Source organism: Mesorhizobium sp. M1273, assembly GCF_040318195.1.
Lineage (GTDB): Bacteria > Pseudomonadota > Alphaproteobacteria > Rhizobiales > Rhizobiaceae > Mesorhizobium.
Genome location: NZ_JAMYLV010000019.1, coordinates 1 through 24,875, shown reverse-complemented (window position 1 = coordinate 24,875; position 24,875 = coordinate 1). Strand labels below are relative to the sequence as shown.

The 24,875-nt window shown below is 62.5% G+C and carries 21 protein-coding genes; 9 read left to right on the top strand and 12 right to left on the bottom strand.

Translation table 11 applies throughout. The annotated features are described in order from the left end of the window. Positions 1-232: 232 nt before the first annotated feature. Positions 233-2,068 (top strand): monovalent cation:proton antiporter-2 (CPA2) family protein, encoded by a 1,836-nt coding sequence (locus tag NKH30_RS20035; RefSeq protein WP_352996698.1) that lies wholly within the window; start codon positions 233-235, stop codon positions 2,066-2,068. A gap of 20 nt (positions 2,069-2,088) precedes the next feature. Next, positions 2,089-2,637 carry a DUF924 family protein gene (locus NKH30_RS20030; RefSeq protein ID WP_352448961.1) on the top strand — a complete coding sequence of 183 codons (549 nt, stop codon included), beginning with the start codon at positions 2,089-2,091 and terminating at the stop codon, positions 2,635-2,637. Between the two features lie 24 nt (positions 2,638-2,661). Here NKH30_RS20030 and folK read toward each other — a convergent pair whose 3' ends face one another. The 3 genes from folK to folP are packed head-to-tail and all read right to left on the bottom strand — an operon-like array spanning position 2,662 to position 4,378. Then, positions 2,662-3,186: a 2-amino-4-hydroxy-6-hydroxymethyldihydropteridine diphosphokinase gene (gene folK / locus NKH30_RS20025; RefSeq protein WP_352471720.1), complete on the bottom strand. Its 525-nt coding sequence runs from the start codon at positions 3,184-3,186 to the stop codon at positions 2,662-2,664. Continuing rightward, a complete protein-coding gene (gene folB, locus NKH30_RS20020; RefSeq protein ID WP_352471721.1) occupies positions 3,170-3,529 on the bottom strand; it encodes a dihydroneopterin aldolase in 360 nt (119 codons plus the stop codon). The genes folK and folB overlap by 17 nt, the downstream gene beginning before the upstream one ends. A gap of 3 nt (positions 3,530-3,532) precedes the next feature. Next, entirely contained in the window at positions 3,533-4,378 is an 846-nt protein-coding gene (gene folP / locus NKH30_RS20015) for a dihydropteroate synthase (RefSeq protein ID WP_352540612.1), read from the bottom strand. 96 nt (positions 4,379-4,474) lie between these two features. On the opposite strand from folP, the gene NKH30_RS20010 reads away from it, so the two are divergent. Together NKH30_RS20010 and NKH30_RS20005 are read left to right on the top strand one after the other, a co-directional pair. Beyond that, on the top strand, positions 4,475-5,092 hold the full coding sequence (locus NKH30_RS20010) for a DUF922 domain-containing Zn-dependent protease (RefSeq protein WP_352996696.1): 618 nt from the start codon (positions 4,475-4,477) through the stop codon (positions 5,090-5,092). Positions 5,093-5,292: 200 nt separating this feature from the next. Continuing rightward, positions 5,293-6,774 carry an MDR family MFS transporter gene (locus tag NKH30_RS20005; RefSeq protein WP_352996694.1) on the top strand — a complete coding sequence of 494 codons (1,482 nt, stop codon included), beginning with the start codon at positions 5,293-5,295 and terminating at the stop codon, positions 6,772-6,774. A 27-nt stretch (positions 6,775-6,801) separates the two neighbouring features. Here the strand turns inward: NKH30_RS20005 and NKH30_RS20000 are convergent, their stop codons facing one another. The 3 genes from NKH30_RS20000 to NKH30_RS19990 form a co-directional block, all read right to left on the bottom strand. Further along, positions 6,802-7,830 carry an NAD(P)/FAD-dependent oxidoreductase gene (locus tag NKH30_RS20000; protein WP_352996692.1) on the bottom strand — a complete coding sequence of 343 codons (1,029 nt, stop codon included), beginning with the start codon at positions 7,828-7,830 and terminating at the stop codon, positions 6,802-6,804. A gap of 81 nt (positions 7,831-7,911) precedes the next feature. Further along, positions 7,912-8,232, bottom strand: coding sequence for a 2Fe-2S iron-sulfur cluster-binding protein (locus NKH30_RS19995; protein ID WP_023674833.1), 321 nt, complete (start codon positions 8,230-8,232; stop codon positions 7,912-7,914). A gap of 97 nt (positions 8,233-8,329) precedes the next feature. Next, entirely contained in the window at positions 8,330-8,698 is a 369-nt protein-coding gene (locus NKH30_RS19990; RefSeq protein WP_292660938.1) for an Hpt domain-containing protein, read from the bottom strand. 285 nt (positions 8,699-8,983) lie between these two features. Here NKH30_RS19990 and NKH30_RS19985 point away from each other — a divergent pair, with 285 nt between their 5' ends. Beyond that, complete coding sequence (locus NKH30_RS19985; RefSeq protein ID WP_352996690.1) at positions 8,984-15,370, top strand: apolipoprotein A-IV repeat region-like domain-containing protein; 6,387 nt, start codon at positions 8,984-8,986, stop codon at positions 15,368-15,370. 131 nt (positions 15,371-15,501) lie between these two features. Continuing rightward, complete coding sequence (locus tag NKH30_RS19980) at positions 15,502-15,957, top strand: macro domain-containing protein (RefSeq protein WP_352448960.1); 456 nt, start codon at positions 15,502-15,504, stop codon at positions 15,955-15,957. Between the two features lie 41 nt (positions 15,958-15,998). Here NKH30_RS19980 and NKH30_RS19975 read toward each other — a convergent pair whose 3' ends face one another. The 4 genes from NKH30_RS19975 to NKH30_RS19960 are packed head-to-tail and all read right to left on the bottom strand — an operon-like array spanning position 15,999 to position 20,081. Continuing rightward, positions 15,999-16,652, bottom strand: coding sequence for an ABC-type transport auxiliary lipoprotein family protein (locus NKH30_RS19975; protein WP_051406244.1), 654 nt, complete (start codon positions 16,650-16,652; stop codon positions 15,999-16,001). A 37-nt stretch (positions 16,653-16,689) separates the two neighbouring features. Next, positions 16,690-18,063, bottom strand: a complete 1,374-nt coding sequence (locus tag NKH30_RS19970; RefSeq protein ID WP_352996688.1) for an MlaD family protein — start codon at positions 18,061-18,063, stop codon at positions 16,690-16,692. A gap of 13 nt (positions 18,064-18,076) precedes the next feature. After that, on the bottom strand, positions 18,077-18,895 hold the full coding sequence (locus NKH30_RS19965; protein ID WP_352593549.1) for an ABC transporter ATP-binding protein: 819 nt from the start codon (positions 18,893-18,895) through the stop codon (positions 18,077-18,079). 1 nt (position 18,896) lies between these two features. Further along, on the bottom strand, positions 18,897-20,081 hold the full coding sequence (locus NKH30_RS19960) for an ABC transporter permease (protein WP_352833125.1): 1,185 nt from the start codon (positions 20,079-20,081) through the stop codon (positions 18,897-18,899). Positions 20,082-20,159: 78 nt separating this feature from the next. Between NKH30_RS19960 and dgcA the strand changes: the two genes are divergently transcribed. Then, positions 20,160-21,143 carry an N-acetyl-D-Glu racemase DgcA gene (gene dgcA, locus NKH30_RS19955; protein ID WP_352613794.1) on the top strand — a complete coding sequence of 328 codons (984 nt, stop codon included), beginning with the start codon at positions 20,160-20,162 and terminating at the stop codon, positions 21,141-21,143. Here the strand turns inward: dgcA and NKH30_RS19950 are convergent. Next, positions 21,114-22,331: an MFS transporter gene (locus tag NKH30_RS19950; RefSeq protein WP_352996686.1), complete on the bottom strand. Its 1,218-nt coding sequence runs from the start codon at positions 22,329-22,331 to the stop codon at positions 21,114-21,116. The two genes, dgcA and NKH30_RS19950, sit on opposite strands and share 30 nt — an antisense overlap. A gap of 127 nt (positions 22,332-22,458) precedes the next feature. After that, positions 22,459-23,280, bottom strand: a complete 822-nt coding sequence (locus NKH30_RS19945) for a UDP-2,3-diacylglucosamine diphosphatase (RefSeq protein ID WP_502896459.1) — start codon at positions 23,278-23,280, stop codon at positions 22,459-22,461. Between the two features lie 120 nt (positions 23,281-23,400). On the opposite strand from NKH30_RS19945, the gene NKH30_RS19940 reads away from it, so the two are divergent. Both NKH30_RS19940 and NKH30_RS19935 read left to right on the top strand, forming a co-directional pair. Beyond that, positions 23,401-24,180: an SDR family oxidoreductase gene (locus tag NKH30_RS19940; RefSeq protein ID WP_352471735.1), complete on the top strand. Its 780-nt coding sequence runs from the start codon at positions 23,401-23,403 to the stop codon at positions 24,178-24,180. A gap of 126 nt (positions 24,181-24,306) precedes the next feature. Beyond that, the gene (locus NKH30_RS19935; RefSeq protein WP_352471736.1) at positions 24,307-24,744 is read left to right on the top strand and encodes a hypothetical protein; all 438 of its coding nucleotides are present in this window, start codon (positions 24,307-24,309) and stop codon (positions 24,742-24,744) included. Positions 24,745-24,875 lie beyond the last annotated feature (131 nt).

The following is a 24,875-nucleotide window of genomic DNA, read 5'->3' as shown; positions in this document are numbered from 1 at the left end:
ATACTTGGTTGTCACCGCCTGAAAGGGCCGCGACTTGATCGTCGCTCGCCCTTCACTGGCCGAAGCCGGGCGTCCTTAGCGCCGGATTGCTGGAACAAGCAACGCGCGGGAGCCCATTATCCTGTTCAGTGCGCCTGCAATATCGCCTTCACAACGCGCCGGATTCGCACTGTTCGATCCGCCCCGAAGCCCCTATCTTGGCCGCTTGTTGCAAGAGAGCGGAACGGCAGGCATGGCGGCAGAGGCATCGAACGGCGATCTGATCCAGGTGGTGGCGCTGCTTGCCGCCGGCGTGGTTGCGGTGCCGATCTTCAGGCGTATCGGACTTGGCTCCATCCTCGGCTATTTGACGGCCGGCGTCGTGATCGGTCCGTTCGGGCTGCGCATTTTTTCCGAATCGGAAGCCATTCTTCATGTCGCCGAACTCGGCGTCGTCATGTTCCTGTTCATTATCGGGCTGGAGATGCAGCCGTCACGGCTATGGGGCATGCGCCGCGAGATTTTCGGGCTTGGCGCGCTGCAGGTCGGCTTCTGCGCGGTCCTGCTGACCGGCGTCGGCCTGGCGGGAGGTTTCCCGATCGCGCAATCCTTCGTCGCCGGCGCCGGTTTCGTACTCACCTCGACGGCAATCGTCATGCAATTGCTGGAAGAACGCGGCGACCTGGCCACGCCCAAGGGCCAGCGCATCGTCTCGGTCCTGCTTTTGGAAGACCTGGCCATCGTGCCGCTGCTGGCGCTGATCGCCTTCCTCGCGCCGGGCGGCGCCGACATGAGCCTGTCGGATCGGTTGACGGAGGTCGGCATCGGCCTTGCCGCGATCGTCGGGCTGGTGCTTGCAGGACGCTATCTGCTCAATCCGTTCTTCCGTATCCTGGCGGATGCGCGCGCCCGTGAGGTGATGACCGCAGCCGCCCTTCTGGTCGTGCTCGGGTCGGCGCTCGCCATGCAGCTTTCCGGCCTGTCGATGGCGATGGGCGCCTTCCTGGCCGGCGTGCTTTTGTCGGAATCGACCTTCCGCCATCAGCTGGAGGCGGACATCGAACCGTTCCGTGGCATTCTGCTCGGACTGTTCTTCCTCGCCGTCGGCATGTCGCTCGACCTGCATGTGGTCGTCGTCAACTGGCAGCTCATTGCCATCTATGTCGTCGCCTACATGATGATGAAGGCGATCGGCATCTATATCGTCGCCCGCATTCTCAAAACCGGCCACCGGGAAGCGCTCGAGCGCGCGGTCTTCATGGCGCAAGGCGGCGAATTCGCCTTCGTCCTCTATTCCGCAGCGGCGGCTGTCGGTATCATCGATAGCCAGGCCAATGCGATGCTGACCGCCATCGTCATCATTTCCATGGTGCTGACGCCCTTAGCGATCATAGCATTGCGGTATCTGACGCCACGCGACGAGCAGTCGCTTGAAGGCGTCGATGTCGCCGAAGGCCTGACCGGCAGCGTGCTGATCATCGGCTTTGGCCGGTTCGGCCAGATCGCCAGCCAGCCGCTTTTGTTGCGCGGGATTGATGTGTCGATCATCGACAATGAGGTCGAGATGATCCAGGCGGCGGCCGATTTCGGCTTCAAGGTCTATTACGGCGACGGCACGCGGCTGGACATTCTGCGTGCCGCGGGAGCCGGGCGCGCACGCGCCGTGCTGATCTGCGTTGACAAGCCCGATGCCGCCGTGCGCATCGCCGAGCTCATCAAGGCGGAGTTTCCGTTGCTGACGGTGCTGGCGCGGGCTTTCGACCGCGGCACGGCATTGCAGCTCATTCGTGCCGGCGTCGACTATCAGCTCCGCGAGACGTTCGAATCGGCGCTTGTCTTCGGCGGCTCGACACTGGAAGCTCTCGGCGTCGATCCGGAAGAGGTCGCCGAGGTAGTCGAGGACGTCCGCCGCCGCGATGCTGCCCGTTTCGAACTTCAACAGGCAGAAGGCATCCGCGCCGGGCGGCGCTTCCTCAAAGGCAATATCGGCACCCCCATCCCGACGCCGCTCAGCACGCCACGGCGCGTGGGCCAGGCGCTCAACGAGGAGACGGCCGGCGTGCTGCAGAAATCCGAGCCGGCCGATTAAACGTTGGAAAGACGCGAATGATGAACGAACTGGACGAGCGCGCTGTCTCCATCACCAGATTCTGGCGCGACGCCGGGGAGGACGCGTGGTTCGAGAAGAACGACGCCTTTGATGCCGACTTCCGCACCCGGTTTCTCGATTTGCACTTTGCCGCCGCCCGCCGCGAATGCGACGGCTGGTCCGAACACGCCGAAGGGTCGCTGGCACTGATGATCCTGCTCGACCAGTTTCCGCGAAACTGCTTTCGCGCCACCGGCCACATGTACGCCACGGACCCGCTGGCGCGGCATTTCGCCGGGAAAGCGATCGCTGCCGGCCATGACCTGGCACTCGACGAAGAGCTCCGCGTTTTTCTCTATCTGCCCTATGAGCATTCGGAGGACCTCGCCGATCAGCTCAAATCGGTAGAGCTTACCGCCGCCAAAGCCCCGATCTATCTGAAATATGCGATCGAGCATCGCGACATCATCCAGCGCTTCGGCCGCTTTCCGCATCGAAACAGGATGCTTGGCCGCGAGACGACACCGGACGAACAAATGTTCCTCGACGGAGGTGGGTTCTCCGGCTGATTTCAGGCACCGATGGCGACAGCATCAGGTTTTCCACCAATCCCGGCCTGACGCCAGCCGTTCAATGCCCGATGTGTCGACGGCGGCCAGCCGCTCCGATACGCTCTTGCCGTCGACCACAAGCTCCGGCGCAATTTCTGCCAGCGGCGCCAGCACGAAGGCGCGCTCCAGCATGCGCGGATGCGGCACCTCCAGTCCGGTCTCGTGGATGATGCGGTCGCCGAACACCAGAATGTCGATATCGATCAGGCGTGGACCCCAGCGCTCCTCGCGCACCCGCTTCAGTTTTCGCTCGGCGTCGAGGCAAAGGTCGAGCAAAGCCCGCGGCGCGAGCGCCGTCGAGATTTCGGCCGCCGCGTTGAGGAAATCCGGCTGATCGAGCTTGCCCCAGGGCGGCGTGCGGTAGAGCGACGAAACGGCAACGACGCGTGTTCTCTCGTTGGCATCCAGAATGCCCAGTGCCGCAGCCATCGACTTCGCCGGATCACCGAGATTGCCGCCAAGGCTGAGATAGACGGTGTTGTTGTTGTTACTATTCTGGCCAGACAACGGTCACCTCGACATGATCGAGCACACCCGGCACCGGGGCGTTCGGCTTGCGCACGGTGATCTCGGCCTTCTTGATCTGCGGAAACCGCGCCGTCAGCGCCCTCGCCACTTCGAGCGCCAGCGCTTCGATCAGAAAGCGCCGTTCGCCGGTAATGATCTTCTCGATGACCGCAAAGGCGATGCCGTAATTGACGGTGTCCTCAATGGAATCCTCGACCAGCGCCCGCCCGGGATCCACCATGAGTGCCGCATCGACATAAAAGCGCTGGCCGAGCGTCTCTTCTTCGTCCAGCACACCGTGCCGGGCAAAGAAGGCGCAGTTCTTCATGCGGATGACATACATGGCTCAGCTTTCCCCGATCTCACGTGCCAGCATAGCATCGGCGATGGCCAGCGCATCCACGTTGATTGCGACATCGTGGACGCGAAAGAGATGCGCGCCTTTGAGCCTCAGGATGACGCTGGTGGCCGCGGTCCCGGCGCCTCTTGCGGCTGCGTCGCGGCCGGTGACGGTGCCGATAAAGCGCTTTCGCGATGTGCCGGCCATCAGTGGAAAACCCAGCGCATGAAGCTCGGAAAACCGTGCCATCAGGTCAAGATTTTCCGCTGCCGTCTCCTTGGCAAAGCCGAAGCCCGGATCGAGCACGATATGATCGTCGGCAACACCGCTCCGCCGCGCGATTTCCAGCGACTTCCTGAGGAAGAAGAGCTGATCGGCAATCACGTCGGGCAGTTTCTGCCGGTCCCGTCCCGTGTGCATGACGACAAGGCCAGCGCCGGTTTCGGCCGCGACGCGGGCAATGCCCGGCTCGCGCTGCAGGCCCCAGACGTCATTGACGATATGCGCGCCGGCTTGGACGGCAAGCCGGGCCGTATCCTCGCGATAGGTATCGACCGAGATCAGCGTTCCGCCGGCCTTCACCAGCGCCTCGATGACGGGCAGTATGCGGGTTTGTTCCTCCTTTGCGGAGACCGCAGACGCCCCGGGACGTGTCGATTCTCCGCCGATGTCGATGACAGAGGCCCCCTCCTCGACCATGCGGCGCGCCTGGGCCACTGCTTTTTCCGGCGCATCGAACAGGCCGCCGTCGGAAAAACTGTCCGGCGTGATGTTGAGGATGCCGACGACCACGGCCTTGCCGCCAAGGTCGAGATGGCGTCCGTGCGCCAACTGCCATCGCCCTGTCATCATTGCCCATCAACCATGTTCGATCCCGCGGCGTGGCGGGGGATCAATTCCGTTGCGCCGAGGACGGCGGTAAAGCAAGGTGGGCAAAGAGGCAACACGATGAAACGATCCCTCCTTTGCGCCCTGGTGCTCGCCCTGACCGCATTCCCGGCCGGCGCTGCAACGCTCGTCAAGACATATAGTTATTTCCCGATCGGCGGCAGGACGCTCGACGACATCGAGACCCAGCTGTCGAAACTCGGGCCTCAGGTGAAAAGCACCGGGTCGCGGCATCCGGGAGCTACCCAGATGGCGTTCACCACCCGCGTCAGCTATGCGCAAAAGCCGGGCTCGTGCTGGATTGCCGACGCTGTCGTCACCGTCAAGGTCAAGGTCATCCTTCCTGAGTGGCGCCGCCCGCGCAAAGCCGATGCCGGCGTCAGGCTGTTCTGGGATACGTTGTCCGCCGACATCAAGCGCCATGAGGAACGCCACGTCGAGATTGCCAAGAACCACGGCCGCGAACTAGAAGACGCCTTGAAGGCGAGCTACCCGGAAAAGACCTGCGAACTGGCAAAGGCCGAGGCCGCAAAAATCACTGCGGCCATGCTTGCCAAACACGACCATGACCAGATGCGCTTCGATCGTGTCGAAAGCGCCAATTTCCAAAGCCGCATCCTGCGGCTTTTGCACTATCGCATCGAGCGCATTGAGAACGGCCGGCTCGCTCCCGGCTGAACTCCGCGTCGTCGGACAAAGCCAATTTTGCCGAAACATAGCGCCAGATTCGGAAAACTTTCGAGCCGCTGTCGAAATCGGCCTATAGCGAACGACATATGCCAGGTTCGCAGGGATCAGCCTCCGGCAACGCCAATCGGCGTACTAGATGCTTCCCAGCCCGTCGCGGACGTGCACGCAGGCATAATGGATGAACGGATATGGACCAGGCTGTCGACAAGCAAACGATGGTGGAAACCAGCGCGCCGCTGACCGAAACCGAGAAAAACGCCATCATCGGCGGCGTGCTTTTGTCGATGTTGCTGGCGGCGCTCGACCAGACCATCGTCGCGCCGGCGATGCCGACGATGGCACGTCTGCTCGGGCATGCCGAATATCTGCCATGGATCGTGACCGGCTATCTTCTGACCGCGACCGCCGTGGCGCCGCTCTACGGCAAGATCTCCGATATTTATGGTCGCCGGCCGACCGTCTATGCTGCAATCCTGATCTTTCTCGCCGGCTCGCTGGTCAGCGCCACGGCCCCCAACATGCTGGTCCTGGTTGTCGGCCGGGCGATCCAGGGCGCTGGTGGCGGTGGCCTGTTCGCCCTGACGCAGACCGTGATCGGCGACCTCGTGCCGCCGCGCGAGAGGGCCCGATACGCCGCCTGGATCTCGGGCACATGGGCCGTCGCCAGCATCGCCGGGCCGCTGCTCGGCGGCACCTTCGCCGAACATCTGCATTGGTCGCTGATCTTCTGGATCAACATTCCGCTCGGCCTGCTGGCCATGGCGATCATCAACAACCCGCTCAAGAAGCTGCCGATCGCGGCAAAACATCACCGCATCGACGGCCTCGGCGCGCTGCTTCTGGTCGCGGCCACCTCGCTGCTGCTGCTTGCCTTGAACTGGGGCGGCAGCGAGTATCCGTGGCTGTCGCCTGAAATCCTTGGACTGCTCGCCTGCTCGGCGGTGTTCTGGAGCGCGTTCGCGCTGCGGCTCATGCGCGCGGCCGAACCGCTGATCTCGCTCGAAGTGCTCGGCAATCCGATCGTTCTCGCCGGCACATTGTCGATGTTCCTGCTGCAGGCCGCCAATGTCGGCTTGTCGGTCTATCTGCCGGTCTACCTGCAATCGGTCGTCGGCCTGTCGGTCAGTCAATCGGGCACCGCGTTGCTTGGGCTGATGCTCGGCACGGTGGCCGGTGCGACCTTCAGCGCGCGAATGATCCCGCGCTTTTTCCACTATAAGCGCATTGCCATGATCGGAACTGTTTTCTCGATCCTGTGCCTCGGCGTGCTCAGCCTGGTCGCCGGGCATGCCTCACTGTTGCTCGTCGAGGTGTTGACGACCTGCGTAGGCCTGGGCACAGGCACGACCTTTCCGGCTGCCACCGTCTCGGTCCAGAACGCCGTCGATCGCATGCACCTTGGCGTGGCGACCGGCGTTCTCACCTTCCTCCGCTCGCTGGGCAGTGCGCTCGGCGTCGCCATGCTTGGTGCCGTCGCCCTTGGTTACGGCCTGCCGCTGGCCAGCGAAGGCACGCAGCCGGCCGGCCATATCGCCTCGGCCATGCCGTTCGTGATGATCTTTCTTGCCGCGGCCGCGATCTTGCTGTTGTCGCTCATCACGCTCTGGCTGATGCCGGAGAAAACGCTTCGCGGCCATGCCGAAGCTGTGGCTCCAGCCCTGGCGGAGTAGACCGGCCCGACAAAAATATGGCGAGGTTCAGTCGACCACGCCGAGCTTCTTCTGCAGACTGGTTGACGAGGTCGTATACTGAAAAACGATGCGCTCGCCGGGGCTGACGATGCGCTTGGCCGCTTGCGCCATCAAGGCGACCTCGTGGAAGCCCGACAGGATCAGCTTCAGCTTGCCGGGGTACCAGTTGATGTCGCCGACGGCGAAGATGCCGGGAACCGACGTCTGGAATTTTTCGGTGTCGACCGGGATCAGGTTCTCGTGAAGGTTGAGCCCCCATTCGGCGATTGGGCCGAGCTTCATCGTCAGGCCGAAGAACGGCAGCATCCGCGTGCACGGCACTTCGACATCGCCCTCCGGCCCCTTGATCGTGGCCGAGACTAGCTGGCCGTCGCTGCCGGTCAGGCCAGTCACCTGTCCAACCTGGAATTCCAGCTGCTTCATCTCCTGCATGGCATACATCTTGTTGACACTGTCGGGCGCTGCGCGGAATTCGGGCCGCCGGTGCACCAGCGTCACGCTCTTGGCGACCGGCTGCAGGTTCAGCGTCCAGTCGAGCGCCGAATCGCCGCCGCCGACGATGAGGAGGTCATGGCCGCGAAAGTCCTCCATCCGGCGCACCGAGTAGAACACGCTCTTGCCTTCATAAGGTTCGATGCCTGGGATCGGCGGCCGCTTCGGCTGGAAAGAGCCGCCGCCGGCGGCGATCACCACAATTTTGGCTTCGAACACCTCGTTTTCGTCGGTGGTGACGCGGAAGCTGCCGTCGTCCAGCCTTTCCAGGCCCGAAACCATGCGGTTATAGGTGAATTCGGGCTTGAACGGCGCGATCTGCTCAAGCAGCTTGTCGACCAGACCTTGTGCCGAGATCGAGGGCCAGCCCGGAATGTCGTAGATCGGCTTTTCCGGGTAGAGTTCGGCACACTGCCCGCCGGGCCGGTCGAGTATGTCGATCAGATGGCACTTCATGTCGAAGAGGCCGAGCTCGAACACCGCAAACAGGCCGACAGGCCCTGCCCCGACAATGAGTACGTCTGTCTTGTTGATAGCCGTCATGAAGCATGCGCCTTTATGGGAAAACGCGCGACACTGCATGACCATTCGCCCGCTGCCAAGCGGCAGCGGCAAAAATCGGTTTCAGCCCTGGCGGGCCGGCACGCGCACGACCAGCCCGTCGAGGGCGTCGCGCACCTTGATCTGGCATGACAGCCGCGAGTTCGGCTGGACCTCGTAGGCGAAATCCAGCATGTCCTCTTCCATGGCTTCCGGCTCGCCGACCTCCGCCGTCCAGGCTTCGTCGACATAAACATGGCAGGTCGCGCAGGCGCAAGCGCCGCCGCATTCCGCTTCTATTCCCGGCACCGCATTGCGGATCGCATTTTCCATGACGGTCGAGCCGTTTTCGGCATCCACGTCAAAATGCGTGCCGTCATGGGCGATGAAGGTCAGTTTGGTCATTTGTCACCTGAAGGGAGTCTGAGCCGACATAATCACTCTGCCGGACAAGTCAACTGCGGCGCCAAAGCGCCGCTGTGTGGCGTTTTGGGAATAAGCGCTATCGGCTGATGGCGGCGACGAAGTCGCGCACTTCTTCGATCAGCGAGCCAAGCCGCTTCAGCGTGCTGGCGTCTTCGGGCCGGCATTCGATCGCGCTGGCGCAATCGGCGATGGCGAAGGCGCCGACCCCGCGCGCCGAGCCTTTGAGCCCGTGTGCCAATAGCAGCCTCTGCCTGACATCCGCATCGACGATCTTGTCGCGCACCGACAGCGCCTGCTGCACGAACAGAGCCAGCACCTCCTGCTCGAGGCTCCGATCGCCCATCGTCTGGCGCGCAAGATGCGCCAGGTCGATCGGCCGCGCCCCGGCTGTCCCCGACACGTCGCCGCCGGGCATCGAGAAGGCAATGCCGTTTTCGCCACGTATCACTTTGAGACTCCGTTCTTCGACCGCCGCAAAAACTAGGCGTATCCGGTGGACAACGGGTTAATGATTGGCCCGGAAAAATGTCGCGATAACGGCGCCGGAATCACGGCTGTGTTAACCTTATATTTAAAGTTTTACGTATCGGGCGGAATGCATGTTTTCTTTACCCGGCTGTGTCATTACGATACGACAGGTCCATTTTCAGCCTCCTGCGCGGGACACGCTAGGCAGAATCAATAAGCACAACCATAAGTCCCGCGGCAGCTTGTACAGGGTAGCGAAGGCATGGCGAAGAAACCAACGACGACAAGAACGCTCGACAGCGACGTAGCCAGGGAACTTGAAAAGGCACTTGATATCGATCTGAGCGGCGATGCCGGCGGCGACTTCGACATGGCTGCATCCATGGAAGATCTCGAAGCGCAAATATCGCAAGCCGCCGACGAGCTGGCGCGCGAAGGTCGCAGCCAGAACGAAGCGCCTGCCCCGGACCAGACCCAGAACGCGGCACCTGCCGCCAATCAAGGCCAGATCGCAAATCCCGCGCCAAAGACCAAGCCGGCTGAGTTGCGTCCTGTCGCAACGCGCAATGGCTCCCAGCCGGCAGCTTTCTCGCCGGCCAACGACGATCGTCAAAAAGACTATAAGACGCTCCTGCACACCCTCAATCGGCGCGCCTCGAACACGATCTACTGGGTCGTGGCTCTCGTTTCGCTGGCCTGGATCGCCGGCGCTGGCGGCCTTGCGAACCTGTTGTTCGGACCTGGCATCTGGAACATCCGCACCTTCGATCAGTTTTTCGCCCGTCCCGAGCTGATCGGCCTGGCGGTCGCGGCAATCGTGCCCGTCATCCTGTTCTGGGCATTCGCAGTGATGATTCGCCGCGCTCAGGAGATGCGCCTTGCCGCGCAGTCGATGACCGAGGTGGCCTTCCGTCTGGCCGAGCCGGAAAATCTTGCCCAGGATCGCGTCATGATGATCGGCCAAGCGGTTCGCCGCGAGGTGGCAGCCATGGGCGAAGGCATCGAACGCACGCTTGCGCGTGCCGTCGAGCTCGAAACGCTGGTCCACAGCGAGGTGAACCAGATCGAGCGCTCCTATTCAGAGAACGAGTCCCGCATCCGCTCGCTGGTCGACGGGCTGGGCAGCGAGCGCGAAGCGGTCGTCACCCATGCCGAGCGCGTGCGCGCCTCGATCACCGGCGCCCACGAGACACTGAAAGACGAGATCAACGCCGCCAGCGATATCATTCGCGACAGCATTCTCAACGCCTCGACCAAGCTGTCGATGACGATCAACGAATCCGGCGACACGCTGATCGACAGGATCAACGGAAGCTCGATGTCGATCTTCGATTCGGTGGAAGGCCGGCTCGAATCGATCACCGATCGGCTGTCGACGTCGGGCGAGGCCTTCGCCAGCCTGCTCGACACCCGGATCGCCAAGCTGACGGACACCACCGACGGCCTGACGCGGTCACTGACCGACCTGCTCGACGACCGCACGAGCGGCATGGTGTCGCTGCTCGGCGGTGCCGCCCGCACACTCAATTCGGAATTCGAAGCCAGTCTCAACGGCATCGAGCGGACGCTTGCTGAACGTGGCCAGGCGCTGATCAGCGAGTTCCAGACCCGCGCCGAGGCGCTCGACACCGGCACGCAGAAGCTCAACGCCGCGCTGGAGGCTCGCGCACGCCAGATCAACGAGACGCTGGTCGAGCGCGCGCGCGAAATCGCCCACACCTTCCAGGATAGCAAGGAGACGCTGTCGGCGATGATCGATCAGGGCAAGACCCAGATCGGCGCCGACATGGCCGATATCATTTCATCGACCTCGACCATGCTTGAAGCCCGCGCCGGCGATTTCGCCGGGCGCATGGAAGCGGCGCGCCATGTCGTATCGCGTTCGTTCGATACGGACATCGAGCGGCTTGCCGATGCTCGCGCCGGCATCGAGGAAGCCGTCGAGAACCACAGCCGCAAGCTTTCCGAAAGCCGCGACCGGATGGCGGCGGCAATGCAGGCCGATCTGGCGAAGTTCGCCGAAGGTCGCGCCGAAATCGACGCAGCGGTGGCTAACCAGGTGCAGAAGCTAGCCGAGGGCCGCGGCCTGATCTCGCGCGCCCTTGAAGAGGATCTGCGCAAGGTCAATGAATCGCGCGCAGCGATCGACGCTTCGCTGGGCAGCCATCTCGAAAGCCTTGAAGAGGGTCGCAACAGGCTTGCCCAGGCCTTGAACGAAGACTCTGGAAAACTCGTGCAAGCCCGCACGATAATTGATGAAATGGTTGCCGGGCATGTCGGCAAGCTCGCCGAAGGCCGCAGCATCCTTTCGCGCGCGCTCGAGGCCGACCTCGGCAAACTGGCAGAGAGTCGCGCCAGCATCGACGGCCTCGTCGCCGGTCAGGTCGAAAAGATCGCCGAGGGCCGCGCCATACTCGCCAGTGCGCTGGAAGCCGACATTGCCGGCATCAATGGCCTCATCGAGGCCCATTCGGCGAAATTGGCGCAAGACCGCAGCGGGCTTTCCCAGTCACTCGATAACGACCTGTCCGACATCAGGAGCCTGATCGCCGATCATTCGGGCAGGCTCGCCGATGATCGCAGCCTGCTTTCGAAGACGCTTGAAGACGATCTTGCCAAGCTGGCCGAAAGCCGGTCGAGCATCGACGGGCTGGTTGCCGGCCAGGTCGAGAAGCTGGCCGAAGGCCGCGACATCCTCAAGCGCGCGCTGGAATCGGACCTGAACGCTATCAAGGGCGTCATCGCCGGCCAGTCCGAAAAGCTGGCGGAAGACCGTGGCCAGTTGTCGCGGGCACTGGAGAGCGACCTGCAGGCCGTGCGGGGCGTTGTCTCCGATCACATGAACAAGCTCGCCGAAGACCGTTCGACCCTTTCGAAGGCGCTCGAAGACGATCTCGCCAAGTTGGCCGAAAGCCGCTCGAGCATCGATGTGATGGTTGCCGGCCAGGTCGAAAAGCTGGCAGAGGGCCGCGACATCCTCAAGCGTGCGCTCGAAGCCGATCTGAGCACCGTCAAGGGCGTCATCGCCAGCCAGTCCGAAAAGCTGGCGGAAGACCGTGGTCAGCTGTCGCGGGCACTGGAGACCGATCTCGAGACCGTGCGGGGCGTCGTCTCCGAACATATGAACAAGCTTGCCGAAGACCGTTCGGCCCTGTCGAAAGCGCTCGAGGACGATCTTGCCAGGCTGGCAGAGAGCCGTTCGAGCATCGACGGGCTGGTCGCCGGCCAGGTCGAGAAGCTGGCTGAGGGTCGCGACATCCTCAAGCGCGCCTTGGAAGACGATCTTGCCAAGCTGGCCGAAAGCCGCTCGAGCATCGACGGACTGGTTTCCGGCCAGGTCGAGAAACTGGCCGAAGGCCGCGATATCCTCAAGCGCGCCTTGGAGGCCGATCTCAACACGATCAGGGGCGCCATCGCCGATCAGTCGCAGCTATTGACCGATAATCGCGCGCAGTTTTCGCGTGCGCTGGAAGCCGATCTCGGCAACGTCAACAGCCTTGTCGCAACCCACGCAGAGAAGCTCGTCCAGGACCGCTCGACCCTGTCGAAGGCGCTCGAGGACGATCTCGCCAAGCTGGCCGAAAGCCGCTCGAGCATCGATGGGCTGGTCGCCGGCCAGGTCGAGAAACTGGCGGAAGGCCGCGACATCCTCAGGCGCGCGTTGGAAGCCGACCTGGAGAGGCTTGCAATGAGCCGCAGCGAGGTCGACGAGATTGTCGCCGGTCATGTCGGCAAGCTGAGCGAGGGCCGCGACATGCTGACCCGCGCATTGCAGGACGATCTCTCCAGGCTCGCCGAGACGCGCAAGGATGTCGACCGTTCGCTGTCCGGCCATATCGATCAGATCGCCGCCAGGAGCACCGACATCTCTGATGCGGTCGCTGCGGACGTAGAAAAGATCGAGCAGGCGTTCAGCCGGCAGACAGGCATCATTGAAGAGCGCGCCAGCACAATGGAGCGGGCGCTGTCGACGGGTGTCGACAATGTGCGCAGTGTGCTCGAAAGAAGCGCGGTCTTCGTCGCCGGCGCGCTGCGCGAGAAGGTCATGGAAGTTACCAGCGCGCTGCATGAGCAGGCGGGCGCGGCATTCAGCGATGCCGACCGCAAGATCGCCGAGCGCGCCGAGCAGACCTCGGCCGCCCTGCTCGCCAGGGCGGAGGACATCGCCCGCACCTTTGAAGAGGCGGATCGTCGCCTCGCCGCCCGCGCCGAGGATACGTCGAGCGCACTGATTGCCCGCGTCGACGACACGTCGAACAGCTTGCTCGCGCGTGCCCAGGAAACGGCCGATCAGCTGGCAGCCAGAGCAAGTGAGATTGCCGGCACCTTCGACGCGGCGGACCACAGGCTGGTCTCTCGCGCCATCGAAACGGCCCAGTCGCTGGCGGCACGTGCCGGCGACATCCTGCGCAATTTCGAAACAGCCGACGAGCGGCTGGGCGTGCGCATCGGCGAATCCGCCGAAGCGCTCGCGGCACGTGCGTCGGATCTCGGCCGCATTTTCGATGCCGCCGACCAGCAACTTATTTCGCGCATTGCCGAGGGCTCCGAAGCACTTTCGGCCCGTGCGTCCGAGATCGGCCGCATCTTCGAGGAGGCCGATCATCGCCTGGTGTCCCGTATCGCTGACAGCAGCACCGCAATCGGCGAACATGCCGACACCATTGTCGGTGCCTTCACCAGCACCGAGCAGCGGGTTGCCGAACGCGCCAGGCAGACTGGCCAGGAACTCGCAGTCCATGCCCGTGAAATCGAGCAACTGCTTGCCGGTGCCGACGAACGCCTGGCATCGAGTGCTGCCGCCACTGCGGCCCGCGTCGAGGAGCAGGTCGCCAGCGTCGAGAACCGCCTCGCTTACTCCGCCGAGACAATGGGCCAAAAGCTCAACGAACAAGTCTCGGGTGCCGAAGCGCAACTGGTCTCGCGTGCCAACACCATCGCCGAAACCTTCACCGCGGTCGGCCAGCATATCGGTCAGAGCACCAATGACGCTGCAAAGACCATCGGTGCCAATACTCGCGAGCTCAGTACGATGCTTGCGGCCCGTTCGGCAGAAATATCGAAAATCCTGGACGAGACGGCGCGGCCTCTGGTCGAGCGCTTCGCCCAGGGCGGCTCCGAGCTGCAAAAGAGCATGGAAGAGGTCACCGAACGTGCGACCGAGAAGCTGCGCAATCAAAACGCCGCCCTCGTCGACGCCATCGCCAGCCGCACGGCCGAAACCCTGTCGGCCGTCGAAGGCGCGCGCTCGACGCTTGCCGACAGCGTTGCCGACCTCATCGGCCGCATGACCACCTCCAGCTCGCAGCTCGGTCAATTGATCGAGCAGGCGGCGACCAATCTCGGCCAGGTCGACGAACGCCTGACCGGGAGCACGCAAAGCTTCGCGGCGACCACGGAAAAGACCGCGCAGACCTTCGCCAGTTCGGCGCGTCTGGTCGATTCGAACACGACGCGGCTCACCGAGCTGTCGTCGTCGACCTTACGCGAGGTTGCTTCAATCGCCACCAAGTTCGACGAGCACAGCCGGTTGCTTTCCAGTGCCTCGGACCTGTTGAGCTCGGCCCAGAGCAATCTTGAGCACACGCTCGAAAGGCAATCGTCGCTGGAGGACCTCGCCGTCGGCCTTGTCAAGAAGTCGGAAGATCTCGAAAGGGTCATGCGCTCGTTCGAGAATTTGGTCGGCCAGACGCTGCAGAACGCCGAGGGCAAGACGCTGGAATCCGCCGACAAGATCCGTACCGCGATTTCCGAAGTGGTCGATTCGGCAACCAAGCGCTTTGCCGATGCGACCGAGGAGATGCGGCGTACCGCCGGCTCGATCAAGAGCGAGCTCGACCTCACCCGGGCCGAGCTTAAGAAAGGCGTCATCGAGATGCCGGAAGAGGCAAAGGAATCAACCACGGCTATCCGCCGTGCCGTTTCAGAGCAGATCAACGCGCTGAAGGAACTTTCTGAAATCGTTGCGAAATCTGGCCGCAGCGCCGACAGTTCGGAACAGCGCAACCTGCGTCCGGCGCCGCAAGCGCCTGCCGCACGCCCCGCCGAACCGCCACGTCGCCCGGCTCCGGCTCCCGAACAGCGCCGTGCACCGCAGGCGCCTTCGGGCGAGACGGCGCTGCGCGGCACGCTCGACCTCGAACGTCCGGCAGACCAAGCGCCGCGCCAGCGCGACCCCAACGGCCGCACGCCGCAGGGCGGTTGGGTGCGCGACCTCCTGACCGGTGCATCGCGCGAAGACGACGCCAAGCCGGCAGCGCCTGCCGAAGCGCCGCGCCCGGCTCCCGCTGCGCGTTCGCCGCTTCATGTCGTGGAATCGCTGAACTCGCTCTCGGTCGATATCGCACGCGCCATCGATCACGACGCCTCGATCGAGTTGTGGAACCGCTACCGGCGCGGCGAGCGCGACGTCTTCACGCGCCGACTTTACACGCTGAAGGGCCAGCAGACGTTCGACGAGATCCGCCGCAAATATCAGTCAGAGGCGGAGTTCCGCGCTGCTGTCGATCGTTACTGCGACGATTTCGAAAAGCTGCTCAAGGACGTGTCGCGCAACGACCGCGACAACATCATGGCGCAGACCTACCTGACGTCGGACACCGGCAAGGTCTACACCATGCTTGCCCATGCCAGCGGCCGTCTGCACTAAGCGGCGGGACAGGAAAACAGAAAGTGCACTCTGCCCTTTCTGCTTAGACCCGATACTGAAAAAGATAGTCCGCAAATCTCCTGATTTGGTCGGATGTTTGCGTCCAGAGCAGAGGCCGGTATCTCGTGGCAATGCAGACAATTCGCGGTGATCTGCTTCAGCTTGCGCTCGACGGAACGTTCGATGTCATTGTGCATGGATGCAACTGCCAGTGCCAGATGGGCAAAGGAATTGCTCTTTCCATAAAGCAGCGTTTTCCCGAAGCATATGCTGCGGATTGCGCGACATTGAAGGGTGACCCAGCCAAGCTGGGAAGCATATCCGTTGCCGAAATCAAGCGAGGCAGCCGCATTTTCCATGTTGTCAACGGCTACACTCAGTTCCATTGGCAGGGCAAAGGCGTGAAAGCCGACTACCAGGCAATTCGAAAAGTCATGCAGGCCGTCAAAGGTAAATTCGCGGGCAAAAGAATCGGCTACCCGAAAATTGGCGCAGGGCTGGCTGGAGGTGATTGGGAAACCATAGCCTCAATCATCAACGATGAACTCGCGGGCGAAGATCATACGCTTGTCGAATACGCTCCGTGAGCTGCTTCGGTCTCCAGCCGCCTCACAGCAGCTAGCCCGGTTCAGATCACGGTGTCCGTCCAGCGGACGATTTGCCCGGCCGCATCGCCGAACGCGGCATCGAGCGCGCCGACATAGGCCTGGTTGCCATTGCCCGAAACGGGCGCGATGGCGCTAAACGTCTTCGAAGCGCGCACTTCACCGTTGCGGTCATTCAATAGGCGCACGAACAGCTCGACCTCGGCATGTTCGCCCCCATCGACACGCACCTCGAACGAGCGGATCTCAACGATCACCTGATAGTCGATCGCCAGCCCCTCGCCTGGCTTGCCGACGCCGGTGAAGCTGCCCGAGCGCTGGAACGTCTCTGCCAGCCGCGCCTGTACGATCATCGGCAGCCGGTCGGCCCATTGCGCGCCCTTGAGATACTGGATCGATCGCGGCGATGGCTTGATGACGATGTTCTGGCTGTCCAGCGCCTTGAGCGCCGATGGCTGGGCGATGAGGATCTGGCGGCGGCTGTGGGCACGCGCTTCCAGCGACGGCGCCGAAAGCTCGAACGTATCCAGCGGCGCCGGCTTGCCGCCCAGCGCCGCGCAGCCGGCGAGCGAAAGCGCCAGCAGTGCCGCTCCGGCCTTGAACCCACTCGATCTGACGCTGCCTGAACTGATCGACTTCAAACGCGATCCCCCCCGGATCGTGGAAACAACGCGCATCCGCAAGCTATGTTCTTGCGGTGGGCGCAGGCCGAAGTCAACGGCGCACCCTGCCGTCGAACTGCCGGACCTCACCCTCGCCGCCGGACAGGATCCGCTGTGGATTGCGGCTGAGGTCGGTCACCGCCTCTTCGATGCGGTTGATCGAACGACGGCTGTCCTGGACCAGCGATTCGACGTTTTGCAGCCCCTGTCCCGAGAACCGCGCCAGATTGTCGGTGATGGTGCCGAGGCGGGCGTTCAGCGTGTCGGCGACCTGCTTGAACGATTTGAGCGTCGCCCTGGCATCGGCCATGACGCCGTCGGCCTGACCGGAGCCGAGCAGTTTGTCGACCTTGGCAAGGATACCGTCGACTCGCACCGAGGCATCGTTGAGGCGTCCTGCGAGCTGGTGCGCGTCTTTGATGGTTTCATCGATGTCGTCGGCTCGGTTGGCGAACTTGTTGGTCACCTTGGCGATGTCGGCGGCAGCCTCGTTGGCGTTTTCGCTGGCCTTCTGGATATTGGCAAGCGCGGTGCGAACCTCAGCCGGATCGATGCCGTCGAGAACGCCGTCGACCTTGGCCAGCGTGCCTTGCGTCTTCTGGGCGAAGTCGTTGATCGAGCCGACCGCGGTGTCCACGTTCTTGATGACCGTGTCGAACTGCTTGCTGGTTTCCTTGAGGTTGGAAGTGACTGTGTCGACATTGGCGACGATGCTCTTGATCTGGTCCTTGTCGACGGCTTTGAGTAGCCCTTCCGCCGCCTTCAGGGTGCCGTCGAGCTTGCCCGAAACACCCTTCAGTTCGTCCGCCAGCGAGCTGACGCTGGCCAGGAACTTGTCGACGCCGTCCGCATTCCTGGCCAGTGCATCGGAGAAGGTCTGGACATTGTTGACGGTTTGCGTCAGCGGCCCGCGAACATCCTTGGTGAAGCCTTCGAGCTCCGAAAGGACCTTGTCGGCGCGGGTGAAGATGTTCTGCGCCGTCTGCAGCAGGTTGGTGACCGCCGACGGATTGGCGACGATCTCGGCGACACGGCCTTCCTTTTCCGCCTCGTCGAGAAGTTTTGGCTCCTTGGGGTCGGCGCCCTTGAGCTCGATGTTGGCCTGGCCGGTGAGGCCGGCAAGCCCGATATCGGCCTGCGTCGACTTGGTGATAGGTGTATTCCGGTCTATTTCGGTGTCGGCGATAGCAGCGGTCGGATTGTCGACGTCGATATAGACACGGCGCACGTCGCCGACTTTGACGCCATTGAACAGCACGAAACTGCCACGGCCGAGCCCCGAAGCGGAGCCTGGAATGCGCACGCGCAGCACCGTCGTCTCACCCTTTTCGCCGATTGCCGCCGTCCAATAGACGAAAGCGAAAGCCGCGAGGATCGCGGCCAGCGTGAAAATGCCGACAATGACGTAGTTGGCCCTGGTTTCCATTGCTCACTTATGGCTATGCGCGCGCCGCAAGATCAAGTTGCCGGGCGCGTTTTCCGCGGAAATAGGATTTTACCCAGGGTTCCTCGCTCCTGAGCATGTCGTCGATCGTGCCCTCGACCAGCACTTTCTTGTTGCCGAGCACCGCCACGCGGTCGCACGCGGTAAACAGCGTGTCGAGATCGTGCGTGACCATATACACGGTCAAATCCATCGTATCGCGCAGTTTGACGACCAATTCGTCGAACTCAGCCGCGCTGATCGGATCGAGCCCGGAAGTCGGTTCGTCGAGGAAGACGATATCCGGATCGAGCGCCAGAGCGCGCGCCAGCGCAGCACGCTTGATCATGCCGCCGGAGAGCTCGGAGGGGAATTTCTGCGCCGCATCCGGCGGCAATCCCACCAACTCGACCTTGAGCATGGCAAGTTCGTCCATCAGCTTCTTCGGCAAATCGAGATATTCGCGCATCGGCACCTGGACGTTTTCGAGGACGGTCAGCGCCGAAAACAGCGCACCATGCTGGAACAGCACGCCAAGCCGCATGTCGATGCGAAGGCGCTCCCTTTCGGTTGCCCTCTCGACGTCGACCCCGAACAGTTTGATTGTTCCCGATTGCTTGCGCGTCAAGCCAAGGATGGTGCGCAAGAGAACAGATTTGCCGGCACCGGAGGCACCGACGAAGCCGAGAATCTCCCCGCGCCAGATATCGAGCGATAATTTGTCGAGAACGACCTGATCGGCGAACGACACCGTGACGTCGTGCGCCGACAGCACGATCTCGTCTTCTTTGGCTTTCGCCGCCACCTTGGTCGTGTTTGTGCCCGGCAGCGCCATCTCAGAACTCGATCGCTGCATAGAACATGGCGAAAAGCCCGTCGAGGATAATGACCACGAAGATCGACTTCACCACTGAGGCGGTCACATGCTGGCCAAGCGATTCGGCGCTGCCGCCAACCTTCATGCCCTCGACCGAGGCGATTATACCGATGATCATGGCCATGAACGGCGCCTTGATCAGGCCGGCAAAGATGGTGCTGAGGTCGATTGCGACACGCAGCCGGTCGATGAACGCTGCCGGTGCAATATCGGAGTAGAGCCATGCAGCCAAAATGCCGCCGCCCAACGCGGCAAAGTTGGCGACGATCGTCAGGCAAGGCAGCGCGATGACCAGCGCGACCAGCCGCGGAAACACCAGCACGCCGATTGGGTTAAGACCGATCACCTTCAGCGCATCGACCTCCTCGCGCATCTTCATCGAGCCGATCTCGGCGGTGATCGCACTGCCGGAGCGGCCGGCGATCATGATCGCCGTCATCAGCACGCCGAGCTCGCGCAGGATCAGCACCCCGACCAGGTCGACGACGAAGATGTCGGCGCCGAAATAGCTGAGCTGATAAGCGCCTTGCTGGGCGACGATCGCACCGACGATGGCCGACATCAGCACGACTACCGGTATGGCGCCGACACCCATGCGATCGATCTGGTTGAAGATCGCCGCCATGTTGACGGCATGGCCACGGCCAAGCTTCATCTGCGAGCCGCGTATCGTGGCGCCGAGGATATTCATTGCGGCCAGGAAATCGTCGCGCATCTCATAAACGCGCCGACCTACCGCCTCGAGCCCGCGAATGATGAAGTTGGGCGGCTTTGCCGGACCTGATTCGGGCTCGCGACGAACGGCGTCCCCGACGGCGCCAAGCAGGATCGAGGCGATCTCGCTCTGCCCCTGCATCGTGATCTCGACGCCCTTTTTTTCGAAGCTGCTGACCAGGCGGTCGATCAGCCACGCCCCGGCAGTGTCCATCTTCTCGATTTGTGAAAGGTCGAGCGCCAGCGTCTTGAAGCCGCCGCGCTTCTCGATCTTGCGCATCTCGGCATCGACCAGCGCCACGGTACGTGTCGTCCAGGTTCCCGAGAAAGCGCAGCCGAGAACGTCGCCCTCCTCGCCGATCGCGATGCGCGGCTGGTGGTCGGGCTCCTTGGCAGGGCCGCTTGCGTCGCGTTTGCGGATGGTCAACATGGCGTCCTGTTTAGCCTGACGGGGCCGACCTGTCGATTTGCCGACATCCTCCTTGTTGCACAGCCGGAGCAGAAAAATATGGCGCGTGTCATTTCGGTCGAGGCCGAGCGCTTTCCGATAGCCGGGACCTTTACCATTTCGCGCGGCTCGAAGACCGAAGCGGAGGTGATTTCCTGCGCCATCACCGAAAACGGCCGTACAGGACGCGGCGAATGCGTCCCTTACAAGCGCTATGGCGAAACCATGGAGGGTGTGCGCGACGCGATCGAGGCGATGCGCAGCGAGATCGCGCGCGGCATCAGCCGCATCGCCCTGCTCGATGCCATGCCTGCCGGCGCGGCACGCAGTGCCATCGACTGCGCGCTCTGGGACCTGGAAGCGAAGATCAGCGGAACACCCGTGGCGCATACGATACGAACCGTTCCGTTACGACCGCTTGAGACGGCGTATACATTGTCGCTCGCCGAGCCGGAGGCGATGGCGGCGCAGGCCCGCGCTAACGCCCAGCGCCCGCTACTCAAGGTCAAGATCGGCGGCGACAACGACATCGCGCGCATCCGTGCAGTGACGGCGGCAGCACCCGACAGCCGAATCATTCTCGACGCCAATGAGGGCTGGAATGACGACAATATCGTCGCAAACCTCGCCTTTGCCGCCGAGCACGGTATCGCCTTGATCGAACAGCCGCTGCCGGCGGGACATGACGGTATTCTTCGCCACATCGCACATCCGGTACCGATCTGTGCCGACGAAAGCGTGCACGAGGCGAAGGACCTTGAAGCGCTTGTCGGCCTTTACGACGCCGTCAACATCAAGCTCGACAAATCGGGTGGCCTGACCGCTGCACTCGTGCTTCGCGACCGCGCCCGGGAACTGGGTCTTGGTGTCATGGTCGGCTGTATGGTCGGCACATCGCTTGCGATTGCGCCGGCCGTGCTGTTGGCGCAGGATGCCGATTTCGTCGATCTCGACGGTCCGCTGCTGCTGGCCAGCGACCGCGTTCCCGGTCTCGTCTACCAAGGTTCGCTGGTGTCACCGCCCGAGCGGGCGCTGTGGGGCTGAACGCGCGGCAAGCCCGATCAGAGCCAGGCCCGTCAGGGCGATCGGGATCATCGCAAAGAAGCCATTCGCGCCGAAGCGGTCGTAAAGAGGACCGGAAATCAGCGTCGCCGCCGCCATGAAGAAGCCATTGGAGAAGTAGGCGATGCCTTGCGCCGCCCCGGTGCGTTCTTCCGCGACCGTCTCACCGATCATCTTTTGCAGGCCGATCAGCACCAGCGCCACCGAAACCGCGTGCAGCGTCTGGATCGCGAAAAACCCGCCAACGCCAAGCCCAAGCGGCCAGATCAGCGGAAAGGCGAACCAGCGCACGATCGCGCCAATCCCGGCAATCAGCATGATCGAGACGACCGAGAAGGAGGCGAAAGCGCGGGTGAAAACGACGAACATGCATATCTCGGCGACGACGCCCCACCCCCACAGAAGCCCGACAACCGAATCGCTGATGCCGATCGACTTCCAGTAGATCGACACGAAACCGTAGAGAAATGCGTGGCTGGCGGTGATGACGCCGACGCCCGTCGAAAAATAGAGGAAGTACCGGTTGAGGAGTTTCGGTGCCGATTGCTGGATATCGGCGGCCGAAAGCGGCGAGGCGCGGCGTGGACGGCCGAGGCGCGGCGCAATCAGTCCGGCGGCTAGCGCGGCACACAGCGCCGCGAAGATGATCACCGGGACAGCCTGGGCACCGCTCGCCGACAGGATGAAACCGCCGGCGAGATTGGCGCAGAGATAGGAGATCGAGCCCCATTTGCGCATGCTTGCGTAATTCGAGCCGAAGCGGCGAACACCTGAAAGGGCGAGCGAATCGGCAATCGGCGAATGCGGCGTCCAGACGACCGTCAGGGCCAGCGACACGGCAAGTACCGTTGCGTAGGTCGGCGGCAGGAGGTAGCCGGCGGACAGGATCAGCGATGCGGCGACCAGCGCAACATAGACATTGGCGCGGTCGCTCGCTTTGTCTGCCAGCGCAGTAAGAAAAGGCGTCGTCGCCACGCGCAGGAACATCGGCGCGGCGAGGATCACGGCTATCTGTTCGGCATGGAACCCCTTCGCCTGCAGCCACAGCGGGAAATACGGCACATGCGTCCCGAGCGGAACAAAGAGCGTAAAGAAGATCAAGCTCATGCGCAGTTCGAAATAGCGTGGCTTGACGAGCTGTTCGGGCGAAAGCGGCGGCAGCGAGGACATTGACAGGCGATCCGACGGCACGGCATTCAGCCGGGTCGGCCCGCCACACCTGCCGCTGCTTAACACGGCGAAAAAGTCGATGAAACCGCTGGACTAACCGATTGAAGCGAGATGCGGCCGGATTTGGTCAAGCCGCCTGGACTGCCCTGCCCTTGATGTCGATCGGCACGAGCACCTCGCTGCCGACCGGAGTCTCCGGCAGGACATGCGCCCAGTGCAGGATCTCCATCCTGCCGTCAAAATGCTCGACCACCGCCGTGCAGCTCTCCACCCAGTCGCCCGTGTTGATGTATTGCACGTCCTCATAGCTTTCGATCGCGGCATGGTGGATGTGCCCGCAGATCACGCCGTCGACATGCGAGCGGCGCGCCTCCTCGGTCAGCACGGTCTGGAACGAGCCGATGAAATTCACCGCCTTCTTGACCTTGACCTTGGCCCAGGACGAGAACGACCAATAAGGCAAGCCGAGCACCTGGCGCAGACGTGTGATGACGCGGTTGAGCAGCATCGCCGCGTCGTAGGCATAGTCGCCGAGATAGGCCAGCCAGCGCGCATTATGGACGACGGTGTCGAACTGGTCGCCATGGATGACAAGAAGGCGTTTGCCATCGGCGGTGTCGTGGATGGCGCGGTCGGCGACGACAATGCCGCCGAAATGAACGCCCTGGAACTGTCGCGCGAACTCGTCATGGTTGCCGGCGATGTAGGTGATGCTGGCGCCCTTGCGCGCCTTGCGCAGCAATTTCTGGATCACGTCGTTATGGCTTTGCGGCCAATGCCAGCTTCGTCTCAGGCGCCAGCCGTCGACGATGTCGCCGACGAGATAGATGATATCGGCATCGTGATGGCGCAGGAAATCGATCAGGAATTCGGCCTTCGCCGCCTTCGATCCGAGATGGACGTCGGAGATGAACATGCTGCGGAAAGTGCGAGGCTCTGCGCCGTACATCATTTGTCACCGTTGCTTTCGCCTGAGCCTATGCCCCGATTCATGCAACAACCGTATGACGGTTGCGATTGGTCCAGCCATCCGGATAGGTTGCCGCGGCAATCAGAGGAGAAAATCACCATGGATCTCGGCATTCGCGGCAAGAAGGCCATCGTCTGCGCTTCGAGCAAAGGCTTGGGACGCGGCTGCGCCATGGCACTGGCAGAGGCAGGTTGCGATCTGGTGATCAATGGCCGCAACGCCGACGTGCTGGCCAAAACCGCCGCTGAACTGCGCGAGAAATTCGGCGTCAAGGTGACCGAAATCGTCGGCGACGTATCCAAGCCCGATGTCCAGAAGGCGCTGCTTGCCGCCTGCCCCGATCCCGACATCCTCGTCAACAACAATGGCGGTCCGCCGTTTCGCGATTTCCGCGCGCTCGACCGCGAAAAGATCCTCGAGGGCGTCACCCAGAACATGGTGACCCCTGTCGAACTGGTTCAGGCCGTGATCGACGGCATGGCGGTGCGCGGCTTCGGCCGCATCGTCAACATCACCTCGCTGTCGGTCTATGTGCCTATCCCCGGCCTCGACCTGTCGTCCGGCGCCCGCGCCGGCCTCACTTCGTTGCTTGCCGGCGTCGCGCGGACGGTGATCGACCGCAATGTGACGATCAACAACATGCTGCCGGGAAAACTCGACACCGACCGGCTGCGCGGCCCGCACGAGGCCGGCACGCCCGAAGATCCAGCCGCCGCCGCCGCGCGCAAAGCGCAAGCAGCAGCCAACGTTCCGGCCAAACGGCTCGGTACACCGGAGGAATTCGGCCAGATCTGCGCCTTCCTGTGCTCGGTCCATGCCGGTTACCTGACCGGTCAGAACATACCGGTCGACGGCGGCCTCTATGTCAGTGCGTTCTAGCGAGAATCCAATGCTCAATGCCCACTGAATAGTGGGAGACGACCTCAAAAAGGGCGCCCAGTTCACAAGAACTAGGGTTAGTCCGCATGCTATGTCCTGCCTCGCAAATGAAAATGAGACCGGCGAATGGCGTCTATTTATCGCTTTGTTGCGCAAAAACTGCTGTCGCACGGGGTTCGAGACACGGCCGACGGCAACCTTGCAATTACCGACCGGAGATTGTTCCTTGACTTCGTTCGTCTAGAACGAGCGGTTAGGCTAGAGGATTTCGCCACAGTCCAGTCTGCGGTGGTGGCGATTGAAAATCGTTGCTTATCAATGGGTAAACGTCATATCGCGGTGTTTGCATACATGTATCTCAGGTTTTCGGATGCGGCCCCAAAGTTTACTCACCTGGACATCGAGCTTGAGGAAGAAGGAGGTATCCGCCGAACAGTCGACTACCGGCGTAGGGTGTCGTCGACAGAGCGACTTGTCGGCGAGTGGGCTGCCGCTTGGTACGATCGCTATTCCAAGAGTTTCTTTCGTGCACTTTATAGGAGCAACAGCCCCACAGCGAACTAGCGAAAGAATACCTAATCGTCCGCAAACCACCGATAGTGTTGAAAAAGTCCGGGTTGCAGCAGTCCTGAAGCACTTCTCTATTCGGCATGTTGAGGTCAAGCGCTTTCGAGCTTGCGGCTTCTCCGGCGTTT